At 71.8% G+C, this 15,186-nt stretch carries 14 protein-coding genes and 1 pseudogene; 13 read left to right on the top strand and 2 right to left on the bottom strand.

Annotated features, from left to right (window positions below; genetic code table 11):
• Nucleotides 1-102: 102 nt before the first annotated feature.
• The gene (locus tag CFP66_RS46625; RefSeq protein ID WP_094932019.1) at nt 103-1,143 is read right to left on the bottom strand and encodes a LacI family DNA-binding transcriptional regulator; all 1,041 of its coding nucleotides are present in this window, start codon (nt 1,141-1,143) and stop codon (nt 103-105) included.
• A 238-nt stretch (nt 1,144-1,381) separates the two neighbouring features.
• On the opposite strand from CFP66_RS46625, the gene CFP66_RS46620 reads away from it, so the two are divergent.
• Genes CFP66_RS46620 through CFP66_RS49815 form a run of 5 tightly spaced genes read left to right on the top strand, consistent with a single transcriptional unit; the run spans nt 1,382 to nt 6,971 of the window.
• On the top strand, nt 1,382-2,542 hold the full coding sequence (locus CFP66_RS46620; RefSeq protein ID WP_158228480.1) for a sugar ABC transporter substrate-binding protein: 1,161 nt from the start codon (nt 1,382-1,384) through the stop codon (nt 2,540-2,542).
• Nucleotides 2,539-3,462 (top strand): carbohydrate ABC transporter permease, encoded by a 924-nt coding sequence (locus CFP66_RS46615; RefSeq protein WP_094932017.1) that lies wholly within the window; start codon nt 2,539-2,541, stop codon nt 3,460-3,462. The genes CFP66_RS46620 and CFP66_RS46615 overlap by 4 nt, the downstream gene beginning before the upstream one ends.
• Nucleotides 3,462-4,301, top strand: coding sequence for a carbohydrate ABC transporter permease (locus CFP66_RS46610; protein ID WP_094932016.1), 840 nt, complete (start codon nt 3,462-3,464; stop codon nt 4,299-4,301). The genes CFP66_RS46615 and CFP66_RS46610 overlap by 1 nt, the downstream gene beginning before the upstream one ends.
• 1 nt (nt 4,302) lies before the next feature.
• Nucleotides 4,303-6,510 (top strand): hypothetical protein, encoded by a 2,208-nt coding sequence (locus tag CFP66_RS46605; protein WP_094932015.1) that lies wholly within the window; start codon nt 4,303-4,305, stop codon nt 6,508-6,510.
• Nucleotides 6,511-6,554: 44 nt separating this feature from the next.
• Complete coding sequence (locus CFP66_RS49815; protein WP_233160316.1) at nt 6,555-6,971, top strand: hypothetical protein; 417 nt, start codon at nt 6,555-6,557, stop codon at nt 6,969-6,971.
• Between the two features lie 63 nt (nt 6,972-7,034).
• Here CFP66_RS49815 and CFP66_RS46590 read toward each other — a convergent pair whose 3' ends face one another.
• Nucleotides 7,035-7,727, bottom strand: a complete 693-nt coding sequence (locus tag CFP66_RS46590; RefSeq protein WP_094932014.1) for a GntR family transcriptional regulator — start codon at nt 7,725-7,727, stop codon at nt 7,035-7,037.
• Between the two features lie 317 nt (nt 7,728-8,044).
• Here CFP66_RS46590 and CFP66_RS46585 point away from each other — a divergent pair, with 317 nt between their 5' ends.
• The 8 genes and pseudogenes from CFP66_RS46585 to CFP66_RS46550 form a co-directional block, all read left to right on the top strand.
• A complete protein-coding gene (locus tag CFP66_RS46585) occupies nt 8,045-8,737 on the top strand; it encodes an isochorismatase family protein (RefSeq protein WP_233160315.1) in 693 nt (230 codons plus the stop codon).
• Nucleotides 8,734-10,638 (top strand): PEP-utilizing enzyme, encoded by a 1,905-nt coding sequence (locus CFP66_RS46580; RefSeq protein ID WP_094932012.1) that lies wholly within the window; start codon nt 8,734-8,736, stop codon nt 10,636-10,638. Before CFP66_RS46585 ends, CFP66_RS46580 begins: the two co-directional genes overlap by 4 nt.
• On the top strand, nt 10,635-11,741 hold the full coding sequence (locus tag CFP66_RS46575; RefSeq protein ID WP_094932011.1) for a PEP/pyruvate-binding domain-containing protein: 1,107 nt from the start codon (nt 10,635-10,637) through the stop codon (nt 11,739-11,741). The genes CFP66_RS46580 and CFP66_RS46575 overlap by 4 nt, the downstream gene beginning before the upstream one ends.
• Nucleotides 11,738-12,601, top strand: coding sequence for a xanthine dehydrogenase family protein subunit M (locus tag CFP66_RS46570; protein WP_094932010.1), 864 nt, complete (start codon nt 11,738-11,740; stop codon nt 12,599-12,601). The genes CFP66_RS46575 and CFP66_RS46570 overlap by 4 nt, the downstream gene beginning before the upstream one ends.
• Nucleotides 12,602-12,647: 46 nt before the next feature.
• Nucleotides 12,648-13,331 carry a CoxG family protein gene (locus CFP66_RS46565; protein WP_094932009.1) on the top strand — a complete coding sequence of 228 codons (684 nt, stop codon included), beginning with the start codon at nt 12,648-12,650 and terminating at the stop codon, nt 13,329-13,331.
• Between the two features lie 5 nt (nt 13,332-13,336).
• Complete coding sequence (locus CFP66_RS46560; RefSeq protein WP_143517640.1) at nt 13,337-13,987, top strand: hypothetical protein; 651 nt, start codon at nt 13,337-13,339, stop codon at nt 13,985-13,987.
• Nucleotides 13,984-14,823, top strand: a complete 840-nt coding sequence (locus CFP66_RS46555; protein WP_158228479.1) for an alpha/beta fold hydrolase — start codon at nt 13,984-13,986, stop codon at nt 14,821-14,823. The genes CFP66_RS46560 and CFP66_RS46555 overlap by 4 nt, the downstream gene beginning before the upstream one ends.
• A 13-nt stretch (nt 14,824-14,836) precedes the next feature.
• Nucleotides 14,837-15,186: pseudogene (locus CFP66_RS46550) on the top strand (leucyl aminopeptidase); the annotation flags it as partial.

Genomic DNA, 15,186 nt, shown 5'->3' with positions numbered 1-15,186 from the left:
GGCTCTTCGACCGCATCGACGGCAGCGCCGCACAGGGCGTCCAGCGCCTACCGTGCCGGCTCGTGCTGCGCGAGTCGACTCTCGGCGCCGGCTGACCCCCGGCTACGGAACCGCGACCGGCACGCCCGTCGACCCGCGGAACACCATGCTGGGCGCAACGGTCTCGACACCACCGCTCGGACGACCGTCGATCGCCTCGAGCAGCCGCTGCGCCGCCCGGCGCCCGATCAGCTCCAGCTGCGGGTCCAGCGTGGTGAGCGCCGGCGACCGGCCGGTCGCCATCACGTCCCAGTTGTCGAACCCGATCACGGCGACGTCGCCCGGCACCGACCGGCCGGCGTGCTCCAGGGTGTCGATGACACCGCGTGCGACCTGGTCGCTGCCGCAGATGACCGCGTCGAGGTCCGGGTCGACGGTGAGGAGCTGGTGGGCGGCCTGTCGGCCCCACTCCTCCGACCACGCCCCGTACCGGGGCGCTCCCCCGGTGAGACCGAGTCCGGCCTCGGCGAGCACACGCGCGGCTGACTCAGCCCGCTGCGTGGCGGAGCGCTGGTCGTCCCGCCCGGAGATGCACCCGATGCGCCGCCTGCCCGCGCCGAGGAGGTGCTCCGCGGCCAGCCGGCCCGCGCGCTCATTGTCGATCGTCACCGACGCGTCCCGCGGGTCAGCTGACGGCGCGATGGCGTAGACGACCGGTACCCCCTCGGGCACGTCGATCGGCGGGCGGGGATCGGTGACGCACCCGGTCACGATCAACCCGTCGACCCGGCGCCCGACCAGCGTGTCGACGTACAGGCGCTCGCGCACCGGGTCGCCCCGCGTGTCGCACAGGAACACCGCGATGCGGCCCGGTCCGAGCGCGTCCTCCGCGCCGAGCAGAACCGGGAAGTAGAACCGGCCCACGTCGTCGGTCGCGACGAGGCCGACGGTGTAGGTGCGACCCGAGTGCAGCGCTCGAGCGACGCCGTTCATCGTGAAGCCGAGCTTCTCCGCCGCGGCCACGACCGCTGACCGCGTCTCGCTCCGCAGTTGGCCCCGGCCGTTGAGCGCCTTCGACGCGGTGCCGACGGAGACGCCGGCGAGCCGGGCGACATCTGCCAGCGTAGCGGTGCGGCCACGTGCGGAAACCCCTTGCGGATCCACGCCCCTACCTCCGACCCGGACTGATCGTGACCCTAGCCGGACCCAGCGTACCGATCACGGAGATGCACGCAAAGAGCCGCCTTGACCGTCGGCCGCGGCCCGACTTACAGTCCGGCCGCGTGCGGCAACCGTTTGCCGTCACATTTCCGAGAGAGGGTGTCAGATGGTCGCGCGGATCAGCCGCCGGCGGATACTGGGGGCGGCCGGAGCTGCCGCACTCGGCGCTACCGCCGGGTCCGTGACGGGCTGCGCGGCCCACTCGGACCCGCGCACCGTCCTGTCGGTCTGGGACTACTGGACCGCGGGCGGCACCAGCGCGGCCGCCGACTGGGTGCACGAGCAGTATGTGGCGCACCGCCCCGACGTCCGTGTCGAGCGCCGGGTCGTGCCCTTCGACCAGTACAAGCGCACAGTGCTGCAGTCGGCGAGCGCAGGCGACGTCCCTGACGTCCTCGCGATCGACAACTCCGACGTCGCCGCGTTCGCCGCGATCGGCCTGCTCGACGACCTCACCGACCGGATCGGCGGGTGGTCGGGCGCCCCGGACATCCTGCCCGCGGCGTGGCGGACCACCGAGTACGGCGGGCGGCGGTTCGCCGTGCCGGACGCCGTGAACGACCTGGCCCTCTACTACGACCGCACGCTGCTCGACGCCGCCGGCGTCGGTCCCCCGTCCACCTGGGACGAGCTGCGCGAGGCCGCCGCCCGCCTCACCGGTGACGGCCGGTACGGGTTCGCTGTCTCCGCGGTGCAGAGCGAGGAAGCCACCCTGCAGTTCCTCCCCTGGCTGTGGCAGGCGGGCGGCGACGTCCCGACTGTCGCGGGCGCGGGCGGGCAGGCCGCGCTCGGGCTCTACAAGGAGCTGCTCGACGCCGGGCACATGTCCCGCGGCACCCTGGGCTGGACCCAGGCGGACCTGCTCAACCAGTTCGTCAACGGCCAGACCGCAATGATGATCAACGGGCCGTGGCAGATTCCGGAGCTGTCCACATCGGACGTCGAGTGGGCGGTCGCCCCGCTCCCCCGCCGTGACGCCGCGGCCACCGTGATCGGCGCCGAGGACCTGGGAATCTGCGCCGGCACCCCGCACGCCGACCTCGCCTGGGACTTCATCACGTTCTGCAAAACCGTCCCCGTCGCCACCCGCTACACACAGATCGGCAACCAGTTGCCCAGCAGCCGCACCGTCTCGCAGGACCCCTACTGGTCGTCGGACCCCGTCCTGAGCGTCTTCACCGAGCAGCTCCAGGTCGCGCGACCCCGCGCGTACGGCGAGAACTACCTCGCGATCTCCCAGGACATCCAGAAGGCGATCCAGGCTGCTCTGACCGGGCAGGCGCCCGTGGCGGCCGCGCTGGGGCAGGCGCAGGACGCCATCAGCGGGAAGCTCGCCGCATGATCGCGCTGGACGCCCGCAGGAGGGAGGTGCGTCGCCGGGACCTGCGGCAGGCGGTCGGCCGCTACGCCTTCGCGGCACCGGCACTGCTGTTCATCGTCCTCGCGCTGGTCTACCCGCTCGGCTACAACGTGTACCTCGCGCTGCACGACGTCACGATCGGCACGCTGCTGCGCGGGCAGGCCCCGTTCGTCGGGTCGGCGAACTTCCGCGCGCTCCTCGACGACCCGGCGTTCGTCCCCTCGCTGCTGGTCTCGGCGGTGTTCACGCTGGCCAGCCTGGCGCTGCAGTTCACGCTCGGCTTCGCGCTGGCGCTGCTGTTCCGCCAGCCCTTCCCCGGCGCCGGCCCGATGCGCGCGCTCCTACTGCTGGGCTGGCTGCTGCCGATCGTCGTCTCCGCCAACGTGTGGCGCTGGATCCTCGACGGCGACTTCGGCGCACTGAACGCCGTCCTCACCGGAACAGGCCTGCTCGGCCACGGCGAGTACTGGCTCAGCCAGCCCGTGACGGCATTGATCAGCGTAGTGGTGGTGAACGCCTGGATCGGGATCCCGTTCAACATGATCCTGCTGCTTGCCGGGCTGAACGGGCTGCCCGACAGCGTCTTCGAGGCCGGGACGCTCGACGGGGCCGGCCCGTGGCAGCGATTCCGGCACCTGACGCTGCCGATGATGCGCCCGGTCGCACTCACCGTCCTGCTGCTGTCGTTCGTCTACACGTTCAAGGTCTTCGACCTGGTGTACGTGCTGACCGGCGGTGGCCCTGTCGACGCGACGACAACCCTGCCGATCTACACCTACGAGACGACGTTCACCGCGTTCCGTTTCGGGCAAGGCGCCGCAGCCGCGGCGGTCCTGCTGGTCATCTCCCTGGTCGTGGCCGGGTTCTACCTGCGCCTGATCCGACGCGAGGAGGCGTCCTGATGGCCCGCACCTCGAGCCGCCGACGGCGTCGGACGCTGGCGGTCGTCGGCCTCGCCGTCACCGTGACGTACCTGTTCCCGGTGTACTGGATGGTCGCGACGTCGCTCAAGACGCAGTCGGCGATCTTCACCTCGCCCCCGCAGCTCGCACCGCTGGAGCCTGTCCTGGCCGCCTACCGGGACACCGTGCTCGGCAACCCGGCGATCCTGCGCGGCTTCCTCAACAGCCTCGTCATCAGCACCGGCGCCATGCTCCTGACGCTCGTGCTCGCCGCACCGGCGGCGTACGCGCTCGCCCGGCTGCGGCTGCGGTTCGTCGGAGCCGCGGTGCTCGTGCTGCTCGTGGCCCAGATGCTGCCGACGATCAACCTCGCCGTCCCACTGTTCCTCATCTTCCGGAAGCTGGGCCTCGTGGACACCTACCCGGCGCTGATCCTTGCCAACACGCTGTTCACGCTACCGCTGGCGATCATCATCCTGCGCCCGTTCTTCCTCGGCCTCCCCGGTGACGTCGAGGACGCCGCCCGGGTGGACGGCTGCGGGCAGCTGCGCACGTTCTGGTCGGTCATCCTGCCGCTGACCCGGCCGGGCCTGATCACCGTCGCCACCATCTCGTTCGTCCTGACCTGGGGCGAGCTCGTCTTCGGCCTGACCCTGACCACGAAGGAGAGCATGCAGCCGATCACCGTGAGGCTGGCGTCGCTGGTCGGGCAGTACGGGACCCAGTGGAACAACCTGATGGCAGTGGCCACGGCCGTCGCGATCCCGATCATTGTGGTGTTCGCGGTGCTGCAGCGCCAGATCGTCAGCGGGCTGACCACGGGAACGGGGCGGGACTGACATGCGATTGGAACCGTTCCCCTCCAGCGGCGGCGACGGCATCGTCCTGCGGGCCGAGGGCATGGAAGTGAGTGTGCCCACCCCGGTGGCGGCCGAGTGCCTCGGCCACGTCCCGGTGCTCGCGCGGTACGACTGCCTCACACGCGAAGGCATCGCGCTGGTCGGAAGGTCGGGGTGGCGGGTGGCGGAGCGCGACTGGGAGCTGCGCGATGTCTGGTCGGCCGACGACCACGGCGTCACAGTGCACCGGCGGCTGCGCGTCGGCCCCGGCGCGGGCACCGTGGGCGCGGCGCTGGCACTGAAGGCGCACGTCAATGACGGCTTCCGCATGCTGGTGCCGGGCGCGGTCTACTCCCCCGAGCAGCACGCCGGGCACGCCGAGACGGTGTTGTCGGAGGACCGGATCGCCACCCCGGCGGTGACGGCCCGCCGCCCCGACGGCCGGGTGGTGGGCCTCCTGCGGCTCACACCCGCGACCCGGGATACAGCACCGGTCCGCACGCCGGGCGGCCAGGAGTTCCTGCAGGACACCGACATCGGGGCGGTGGGCTTCTCCCCCGACGCGCTGCACGCCCGGGTGCCCTACCGCAACAGCGCGGGGAGCTCCGCGTTGGACAGCGACGGCACGCCGTCGCGCGCCTACCTGCCGATCGGCCCCGACGGGGGCGAGATCACGGTGTCCTACCGGTTCTGGACCGACCAGATGCCGACGTTCGCCGACGCGGCAGCGGCCACGGTCGAGCGGGCGCTCGCGGCCCACGGCATCGAGCCCGTCGACCCGCCCATCACCCTCGCGGAGGCGGTGCGGCTGCGCCGGGACGGACTGGCCCGCACCTACCGCGAGTGGTCCGGCGGTGGCGCCGGTTTCGTCCTCAACTTCGATCCCGACCGCGGGTACACGACACCGGCCCGCGCCTTCGGCGCGAGTTTCGCCAACCACGAGATGTCCCGCGCGTTGGACATCCTCGAGTACGGGTTCACCGGCCGCCAGCTCGACGCGGCGCATGTACTGGCCGAGCACGACCCGGAAGCATGGCTCGACCGTGGGGGCCGCGTCTGCGACTTCTTCGTCGCAACCATGACCACCCCGTCCGGCTGGAACCACAGCCACTACGACCTGGCGCGGGCCGCTCCGGTGCCGCCGATCGGCGGCGACCGCCCGCTCCTGCACTACCTCGCCCCGTCCGACGTCACGGGCACCTATCTGCGGCTCATCACCGAGCCGGCCGAGGACCTGCTGCACAACTATCTGCTGCACCGTGCGCACGGCGACGAGCGCCCGCACTGGCGCGACGCCGTCCGCCGGACCGCCGACTTCCTCGTGCGCGTGCAGCACCCGGATGGCTCCTGGTTCCGCGCGTACACCCCCGACGGCGACCCGATCACCCAGGGCAGCTGGTTCGGTGACGACGGGCCCGCGGCGCGCAGCGCGACCGCGGTACCCGTTCCGTTCCTCCTACACGCGGCGTCCGCGCTCCCCGACCGCGCCGACCGGTTCAGACGCGCGGCAGAGCACGCCTGCCGGTTCGTGCGCCACGCACAGGTCGATCCCGACGAGTACCGCGGCGGCACGCTCGACAACCCCAACGTCATCGACAAGGAGGCCGCCCACCTCGCGTGCCGGGCACTGCTCGCCCTGTACCGCGCCACCGGCACGTCCCGCCCGGAGCTACTGGAGAGCGCCGCACGTGCCGCAATGGTCGCGGCCAGCTGGACGTCACTGTGGGACGTCCCGTCCCGCCCGGGCACGCGGCTTCACCGCCATGGCGTGCGCTCCATCGGCTGGGGCGGCATCAACGAAATCTGGGGCACCGGCGTCACCGACATCTACAGCCTCTTCTTCCTCGACGACCTGCTCGCGCTCTCCGAGCTCACGGGCAGACCCCTGTTCGCGCGCGTCGCCGACCTCATCGCGCACGGCACCGCCCAGCTGCTCGCCCACGACGGCGACTGCTACGGCTTCGCCGACACCGGGATGCAGCCGGAGGGCATCGCGTTCGCCGACCAGGGCGTGGACGACAGCCTGATCCGAAAGGGCGACACGTGGGGTGGCCTCGGCTGGATCTATGCCGCCGGCACGTCGGGGCTCAGCTCCTGGTGCCGGGCGGCGGAGGCGACCGGGCGGGCGCGGATCAGCGGGCCGCTCAGTAGTTCCGGAGCGGCTAGTGCCTCGTCAGGAACGGTCGACGTCGTCACCGGGCCAGGTTGATCGACTGGCTTGGTGACCGGGAGGCTGTCGCCCGGAGGTGGGTGATGACGCGACAGCCTGAGGTGTTCGTCCGCGAGCTCGACCCGACCGAAGCGCAACGCCTGGTGAAGATCACCAGGACCGCGCGGGACCGGGTCCGGCTACGCCGGGCCGGGATCGTGGTGGCCTCGGTGCAGGGCCGCAGCGCCGCCGATGCGGCGGCGATGTTCGCCGCGACGGCGCGGTACGCGCGGGAGATGATCCACGCCTTCAACGAGAAGGAGGTCCTCAAGGGCATCGACCTGGACGTGCGCAGCACCAGCGCGGCGGTGACACCCATCAGGATCGTCGCCACGGCCGTGATCGCCGGATCGACGCCGAACTGGACCGAGTCGAAGATCAGCTTTGGCAGTGTGACGAGTCCGGGGGCCGGACCCGCCGAGGAGGTCGCCGGCCCGCAGCGGCGGGCAAGCACCCCTTAGCAGCCGACGGGTTGGGTTCGATGGCCCCGGCAGACACCCGTCCGAACGAGCCAGCGGCCCCGTCTACCGCGTCGCCTGGGTCGGCTCGTTCTCCGTGAAGTGCCGCAGCGCGAGCGCGCGGGAGTCGCCCACGTGCTCGCGCATGAGCTGCTCGGCGCGCTCCGCGTCGTGGTCGCGCAGCGCCATGATGATCGCCTCGTGCTGGGCGTTGGCTCGGCGGAGCTGATCCGGCGGGTAGGGGTATCGGGAGCGGTAGGTGGCGGTGAAGGCGTGCACCTGGCCGAGGATCGTGCGCAGCAGCTGACTGCCCGCCGCGTCCGCGATCAGACCGTGCAGCTTCAGGTCCGCCTCGGCCTGCTCCTGCGGGGTGGCGTGGTCGTTGAGGCGCTCGATCCGGCCGTGCGCCTCGTCGAGCGCGGCCAGTTCCCGCTCGGTGATCCGGCCCGCGGCCAGTGCGGCGGCATGCGACTCGAGCAGCGTGCGGACGGAGTAGATCTCGGAGATGTCGGTGGCCGTGATGGTGCGTACCGTTGCCCCCCGGTTCGGCGTCATCCCGACGAGACCCTCTCCCTGCAGGATGAACAGGGCCTCGCGGATCGGGGTGCGGCTGATCCCGAGCTCTTCGGCGAGCGCCCGCTCCCGGAGGGGCTGTCCCGGCTGAAGCCGGCCGTCGAGGATCGCTCTGCGCACGATGCGGGCGACGCCCTCGCTGCTGCGCTGGGACATGGGCAGGCCGTCATCGGTCAGAAGATCCATTGCGTGGCCGTCTCCAGAGTCCGCCCCCACGAGGCATCTGCGTGCCCCTCCGCCGACGATCGTAGACGCCCGGGTCGTCCGGGCCGGTGGACGCAGCAGGCGGCCCGGCCCGGGAACGACGGGCAGGCCCGGTACTTCGTCACGAGTGTTACGAGCTCGTTGATTCGAGACGAAGGTCTTGCCCGATCGGCGGTCCACCCGTCATGGTGGAGCCACCCCAAGCCGGGAAGCCGCGAACGAGTACGGCCCCAGATGGTATACAAGTATGCCATCCGTCTCGCTCGGGCCCGGCACCAACGACGCAGGGGAGGACCAACGTGGATCGGCCTTCGACGGCCCACGTCTACGAGCGGGCCGGGTTCGGCAGACCGGTGGTGCGCGGCGCGCGGCCTGCCGTTGTGGTCGTGGACTTCACCTACGGCTTCACCGATCCGCAGTACCCGACGGCAGTCGACATGACGGCTCCCGTGCTGGCGACCGCGCGCCTGCTCGACGCGGCCCGGGCCGCAGGCGCCCCGGTCGTCTTCACCACGATCTCCTACGACGCTGCGCAGGTCGCCGCGCTCGCCTGGCTGCGCAAGGCCCCGGGCATGGCAGCGCTGCAGGTCGGGAGCCGACTGGTCGAGATCGACCAGCGATTGTCGCCGCGACCGGACGAGCACCTGCTCACCAAGACCGGGGCATCCGCCTTCTTCGGCACCGCGCTGGCGGGCCACCTCGCCTCGGTGGGGGCCGATACCGTGATCGTGACCGGCGCGACCACGAGCGGGTGCGTCCGCGCGACCGCCGTGGATGCCGTGCAGCACGGCTACCCGGTCCTGGTCCCGAATGTCTGCGTCGGTGACCGGGCGCGGGCCCCGCACGACGCGAGCCTGTTCGACATCAACGAGAAGTACGGCGACGTCGTCGGCCTCGACGACGTCCTCGCCTACCTCGAAGCCCTGCGGCCGGATCCCCCCGAACCGGAGCAGCTGTCCACCACCACGTCCCAGGCGGAGGCGCGCGCATGACGTCCACCAGTCCCACCCCGACCGACGCCCCACCCGTGCCGGCGGGAGCGGCGGACGCGCCCGCTCAGGCAGTGCCGGGGAAGCGCTTCGCCAGCCCGTTCGCGGTGCAGACGCCGCCAGGTGCGGAGGGCTGGCACAGCATGTACCCGTACTACGCGCTGCTGTGCGACGAGCGCCGCGAGTTCGACGACGGCAAGTTCTGGTTCTTCGACGGGATGCACAACCCCGAGCCGCTCTACCCGTTCGACACGATCATGACCGAGAACTGGTGGGTCGCGGTCAGCCAGATGTCGACCCGGGTGTGGCCGATCCCGCTGGCCGGCGGCATCGACCACCGGATCATCAACGGGTACCTCTACATCAGCCCCAACGCGGTCACCGACGCCGACGAGATCGCCCAGCGGGCCCAGGAGTTCACCGTCCGCGCCGGGCACTACTACGAGAACTGGGACGAGATCTACGAGCAGTGGGTCGCCAAGGCGACCGACTGCATCGAACGGCTCAAGGCCATCCGGTTCGCGCCCCTGCCCGGCATGGAGCCGGCGGACCGCGTCTTCGAGCACCGCGGCCTCTACTCCAGCTACGACCTGCTGAAGAGCTACGGCGAGCTGATCACGAACCTGTTCGAGATGGGTTCGTACCACTTCGAGATGCTCAACCTCGGCTACGGCGCCTACCTCACGTTCCGCGAGTTCTGCCAGACCGCGTTCCCGGGCATCACCGACCAGACGATCGCCAGCATGGTCTCGGGCATCGACATCATGCTCTTCCGTCCCGATGACGAGGTCCGTGCGCTGGCGGAGCTCGCCGTCGAGCTCGAACTGACCGACGTGCTGCTGACCGAGGAGGACCCGAGCTCCGCGCTCGCCGCGCTCGCCGCGCTCCCGGGAGGCGCGCGGTGGTTGGAGTCCTTCGAACAGGCCAAGGACCCGTGGTTCTGGTTCTCGACCGGGGCGGGCTACCAGCACAGCGACCGCGCCTGGATCGACGACCTGCGTCTCCCGTTCACCGCGCTGCGCGGCTACATCACGAGGCTGCTCGCCGGCGAGGACATCCGCCGGCCCCTCGAGGAGATCCTGGCCGAGCGCGTGCGGGTGACCGACGAGTACCGCAGCTACCTGCCCACCGACGCCGACCGCGAGTCCTTCGACGGGCTGGTCGCGCTCGCCCGGCAGGTCTTCCCGTTCGTGGAGAACCACAACTTCTACGTCGAGCACTGGCACCACTCGATGTTCTTCTCGAAGGTGCGCGAGCTCGGCGACGTCTTCGTCGCCCATGGGTTCTTCGACGACCGCGAGGACATCTTCTACCTGCACCGCAACGAGATCTACTCGGCGCTCTACGACCTCAACATCGGCTGGGCCACCGGCACGGAGGCCCGCGGGGTCACCTACTGGCGGCCCGAGATCGAGCGCCGGCGCCGCATCCGGGAGGTGCTCAAGGCCCACCCGCCGCAGCCTGCGCTGGGCGTCCCGCCGGACTACATCACCGAGCCGCTGACGGTGATGCTCTGGGGCATCACCCAGGAGTCGGTGCAGGAGTGGCTCGGCAGCGAGGGCCGCGACGGCGGTGAGCTGCGTGGGGTCGCGGCCTCGGCCGGCAGGGCGACCGGCCGGGCGCGGGTGATCGTCGACCCCGAGCAGCTGCACGAGGTGCAGGACGGCGACATCCTCGTCTGCCGGATCACCGCTCCCAGCTGGGCGCCGGTGTTCTCCCGGCTGTCGGCGGCGGTGTCCGACGTCGGCGGGATCATGGCCCACACCGCGATCGTCTGTCGTGAGTACGGCCTGCCGGCAGTCGTCGGCACCGGCTTCGCCACCACATCCCTGCGCACCGGCCAGCTCATCGAGGTCGACGGCAACACCGGCGTCGTCCGCGTCGTGGAGGACGTGCCCGCATGACATCCACCGCCTCTGTCCACCCGTTCGTGCTCTGGATCGACGACTCGACTGCTGTGGGCAACCGGCTGCTGGGTGGCAAGTTCGCGAGCCTCGCGGAGATGACCGCGAACGGCTTCGCCGTGCCCCCCGGTTTCGGGATCACCACCACCGCCTACCGGCACTTCCTGGACTCCGCGGGGCTCGCGCAGCGCGCCCGCCAGGTCCGGGCCGAGGCCCGTGGGGCCGACCTCCCACGGGTGCAGGAGCTCAGCGCGGAGTTCGCCGCCGCGATCGAGGCGGCGCCGATGCCGGCCGACCTCGAGACCGCGATCCGCGAGTCCTACGCCGAGCTGGAGCGGCGGACCGGGAGCACCGGCCTGCCCGTGGCCGTGCGCTCCAGCGGGGAGTCCGAGGACCTGGCGGGGGCCAGCTTCGCCGGGCAGTACGACACGTTCCTGTGGATCCGGACCGGAGACGGCGTGCTCGCCCACGCGCGGCGCTGCTGGGCCGGGATGTTCGGGCCTGCTGTCCTCACCTACCGCCCCGACACCGAACGGGACGCGGCTGCCGGCGACCACGCCATCTGCGTCGGTGTGCAGCAGATGGTGCAAGCACGGGCGGCCGGTGTCATGTTCACCCTCGACCCCGTCACCGGCGACCGCTCCAAGGTCGTCATCGAGGGCTGCTGGGGCCTCGGGGAAGGCGTCGTCAGCGGCGGGATCACGCCGAGCCGCTACGTCGTGGACAAGGTGACCTTCGAGGTCGTCGCCCAGGAGGTGCAGCGACAGGAGACCCAGTACGGCTTCGACCCCGACACCGGCAGCGTCGGCCTCGTGCCGGTCGATGCCGAGGTGTCCGGCTCGCCCTGCCTCGAGGCCGCACAGATCAACACGCTTGCGCGGCTGGCGAAGGAGATCGAGCGGCACCGCGGCGCCCCCCAGGACATCGAATGGGCCGTCAGCCAGACGGGCGAGGTGCACGTCCTGCAGGTTCGCCCGGAAACCGTCTGGAGCCGACGCCAGGCCGAGCAGCTCGTCACCGAACGCAAGTCCGCGGTCGGTCACGTCCTGGCCCGCTTCGCCGGCGTCGGCGTGACGCATGGCGGCGGGGGCCGCACGTCGTGAAGCCCGCCCCGTTCGCCTACCACCGTCCGACCTCGGTCGCCGAAGCGGTTGCCCGCCTGGCCGAGTACGACGGGGCGGCCCGCGTGCTCGCCGGAGGCCAGAGCCTCGTGCCGATGCTGAACATGCGGCTGTGGCGGCCCGCGGCACTCGTCGACATCAACGAGCTCGACGAACTCGACGACGTCCGGCTCGACGGGCACCGAATCACCCTGGGCGCCCTGGTCCGCTACGCCGCCCTGGAGCGCTCGCCACTCGTGGCCGAGCGGCTCCCGCTGCTCGCGCGGATGGTGGGGCACATCGGCGACCGGCAGGTGCGCAACCGCGGCACCGTCGGTGGTGCACTGGCCCAGGCCGACCCCACCGGGGAGCTGGCCCTGGCGTGCCTCGTGATGGGCGCGGTCGTGACCGCCACCGGGCCGGGCGGGACGCGGCGGATCCCCCTGTCCGAGCTGTACGCCGGCTCCTACGCGAGCACGCTGGAGCCCGACGAACTGCTCACCGCGGTGGAGATACCGCCCCAGTCGCGCCACGTCGCCTTCCGCGAGGTCTGCCGCAAGCACAACGACTTCGCCGTGCTCAGCGTGGCCACCACCGGCGACCGGGATGCCGACGGCCGGTGGCACGACGTCCGCATCGGCCTCGGCGGGGTCGCGGACACCCCAGTCCTCGCCGGAGCGGCCGCCGCCGCCGTCACCGGCACGGCCCTCGACGACGCCGACCTCGAGGCCGCCGCGGCCGCCGCACTCGAGGTCGTCGACCCGCCCACCGACGTGCGCGCCTCGGCCGAGTACCGCCGGCATCTGGTCCCCGTCCACGTCCGCCGGGCGCTCGCCGAGCTGCGCGCGGCGCCGTCCCGGTGACCCCGTCCACCACCCGCCGACCCGCCCCGAGCGGAGGAGAGGTTCCATGAAGCTGCGCGAGACGTTCGAGGTCGACCAACCGGTCGCCACGGTCTGGAGGTTCTTCGAGCAGCCCGAGTCCGTGGCCAGGTGCATGCCCGGGGTCGAACAGCTCACCGCGGTCAGCTCGGACGACATCGAGGTCCGGGTGACCCAGAGCGTCGGGCCGATGCGCGCGACCTTCGCGGCGACGATCAAGATCGTCGAACGGGTTCCCGAGAAGCTGATCTCCTTCACCGCCACCGGCAAGAGCGTCGGCGGGGCCGTGGGCAACGTGCGCGCCACCGCGAACGTCCAGCTCGAGCCGGCCGCTCGGGGCACCCTCGTGCTGGTCGACGGGGACGTCGCGCTGGCGGGCGCGCTGGGCAGCGTGGGCCAGAAGGTCATCGCCAAGCAGGTCGGCAAGGTCACGACCCAGTTCGCCCGCAACCTGGAAGTTGCCCTCGGTGGCGGCCCCGCAGCGGCGCCCTCGGAGCCGCGGACACCCGGCACGCTCGCGCCCTCGGGGTCGCCGTACCCGGAGTCCGTGAGCGGGACCGCCGGACGCCTCGGCATGCCCCCGCCGGAGGGACGGCCGGGCGGTGATCCCTGGGCCAAGGTGGCGGCGGCCCTCAGCGCGGTGTCGGTGGTGCTGGCCGTCGTGGCCCTGCGGCGCGGATCTCGGCCCGGAACGCGGCGAGGGCGGCGGTGACCCCGGTGCCCAGCCCCGCAACGAGTCCGGTCACCAACCCCACGGGCCTGCCCTGGACGGCACCGCAGGTGCCGGTCGACACCGAGATCGAGGCGCTGGCCGCCGATTGGGTACGGGCTTACGACCAGGTCGAACACCTGATGCGGGCACGGGACTGGCTCGTACATCTCGACCCGGCCGCGACCGTGGAGATGCGGCTCGCGGCGATGACCCACGACATCGAGCGGATGTTCCCCGGCGGCCCGAGGCTCGACCACGCCACGACGGAGTGGGACGACCCCTTCTACCTCTACCCGCACTCGCTGCGCTCCGCCGAGGCGGTCGGCGTGTGGTTGGGCGGGCTCGGCCGGGCCGCGTCCGGCGTCCGGCTGAGCGAGGTCCGCCGGCTGATCGGGCTGCACGAGGTGGGCGGGCTGCAGGGGGCGGACGCGGTGCAGGCGGGCGACTCGCTGTCGTTCCTCGAGACCCTCGCCGGGCTGACCCGCGACTGGGTGCTCTCCGGGGCCTGCCCACGGGACAAGGCGATCGCAAAGCTGCGCTACATGGCCGAGCGGGTGCATCTGCTGCAGGCCACCGAGCTCGCCGCTCCCCTGCTGGAGTGGGCGATCGACCAGTTGCCCGCGCAGGGCGCGGGATCGGAAGGGAGCCGGCGATGAGCGGTGTCACGATCCAGGGCCGCAGCGCGGTGGTCGAGGCCAACGGGCTGCGGCACCGCGTGCTGCGGTACGGCGAGCCCGGGGCGCGCGATCTGCTCGTGCTGCCGGGGATCACCAGCCCGGCCGTCACGGCCGACTTCCTGGCGGTCCGGTTCGCCGAGCTGGGCTACCGGGTGACCCTGCCCGACATCCGCGGGCGCGGCGAGAGCGACCGCGCCCCCGCCGGCGCGTACCGGATGCAGGACTACGCCGCCGACGTCGCCGGTCTGGTCGATGCGCTCGACCTGCGCGAGCCGGTGATCGTCGGACACTCCATGGGTGCGCGGATCGCCGCCGCCTACGCCGCACGGCACGCCCCCGACCGGCACGGGCTTCTCGTCCTGGTCGACCCCCCGGTCTCCGGTCCCGGCCGCGGCCCCTACCCCACCTCTCGCGAGGCGTTCCTGCAGCAGTTGCACGAGGCACAGCGGGGCACCACCGCCGACGAGGTTCGCCGCTACTACCCGCTGTGGCCCGAGCGGGAGCTGCAGCTGCGGGCCCAGGCGCTCGCCTCCTGCGACGAGACGGCCGTCTGCGAGACCCACACCGGTTTCGAGACCGAGGACTTCTTCGATCACTGGGCGGCTGTGACCCCACCCGCGGTGCTGGTCCGCGGCGCCGACAGCCCGGTCGTGCCCCCGACGGCCACCGACGACCTTCGCCGCGCCCGCCCGGACATCGAGATCTACAGCGTCCCGGGCGCCGGACACATGGTGCCGTGGGACAACCTGTCCGGCTTCCTCGACACCGTCCGTCCGCTCCTGCTCACTCACGTCCACGACACCTCACCTGCCTGATCGGAGTGATCTGATGGATCAGAACCTGTTCAACGAGATCTGCCTGCAGCAGCTCACCCTCTCCGGTGTGCACGAGGGCGAGACCGTGGCCGTGCTGACCCGCGGCGCGGAGCGCGCCGAGTACGCCGACGCCTTCCTCTGGGCCGTGCAGAAACTCGGCGCCCAGGGCTTCCACCTGCGCCTGCCCTCCCCCGCCTCCGCGTCCGGCGCCTGGGCCGTCGGCGACTCCGGGCTGGCCCACAACCGGCTGGCGGTGGAGGCGCTCAAGTCCGTGGACATGGTCGTGGACTGCACGTTCCTGCTGTTCAGCCCCGAGCAGTTCGAGATCCAGGCCGCCGGCACCCGCATCCTCACCGCGGTCGA

The organism is Pseudonocardia sp. MH-G8 (assembly GCF_002262885.1).
GTDB lineage: Bacteria > Actinomycetota > Actinomycetes > Mycobacteriales > Pseudonocardiaceae > Pseudonocardia.
This window is presented reverse-complemented; position numbering and strand designations above follow the sequence as displayed.

Coding starts and splice junctions, on each gene's coding strand:
- CFP66_RS46615 (WP_094932017.1), top strand. CDS start 2,539: ATGATCGCGCTGGACGCCCGCAGGAGGGAGGTGCGTCGCCGGGACCTG.
- CFP66_RS46610 (WP_094932016.1), top strand. CDS start 3,462: ATGGCCCGCACCTCGAGCCGCCGACGGCGTCGGACGCTGGCGGTCGTC.
- CFP66_RS46605 (WP_094932015.1), top strand. CDS start 4,303: ATGCGATTGGAACCGTTCCCCTCCAGCGGCGGCGACGGCATCGTCCTG.
- CFP66_RS49815 (WP_233160316.1), top strand. CDS start 6,555: ATGACGCGACAGCCTGAGGTGTTCGTCCGCGAGCTCGACCCGACCGAA.
- CFP66_RS46590 (WP_094932014.1), bottom strand. CDS start 7,727: ATGGATCTTCTGACCGATGACGGCCTGCCCATGTCCCAGCGCAGCAGC.
- CFP66_RS46580 (WP_094932012.1), top strand. CDS start 8,734: ATGACGTCCACCAGTCCCACCCCGACCGACGCCCCACCCGTGCCGGCG.
- CFP66_RS46575 (WP_094932011.1), top strand. CDS start 10,635: ATGACATCCACCGCCTCTGTCCACCCGTTCGTGCTCTGGATCGACGAC.
- CFP66_RS46565 (WP_094932009.1), top strand. CDS start 12,648: ATGAAGCTGCGCGAGACGTTCGAGGTCGACCAACCGGTCGCCACGGTC.
- CFP66_RS46555 (WP_158228479.1), top strand. CDS start 13,984: ATGAGCGGTGTCACGATCCAGGGCCGCAGCGCGGTGGTCGAGGCCAAC.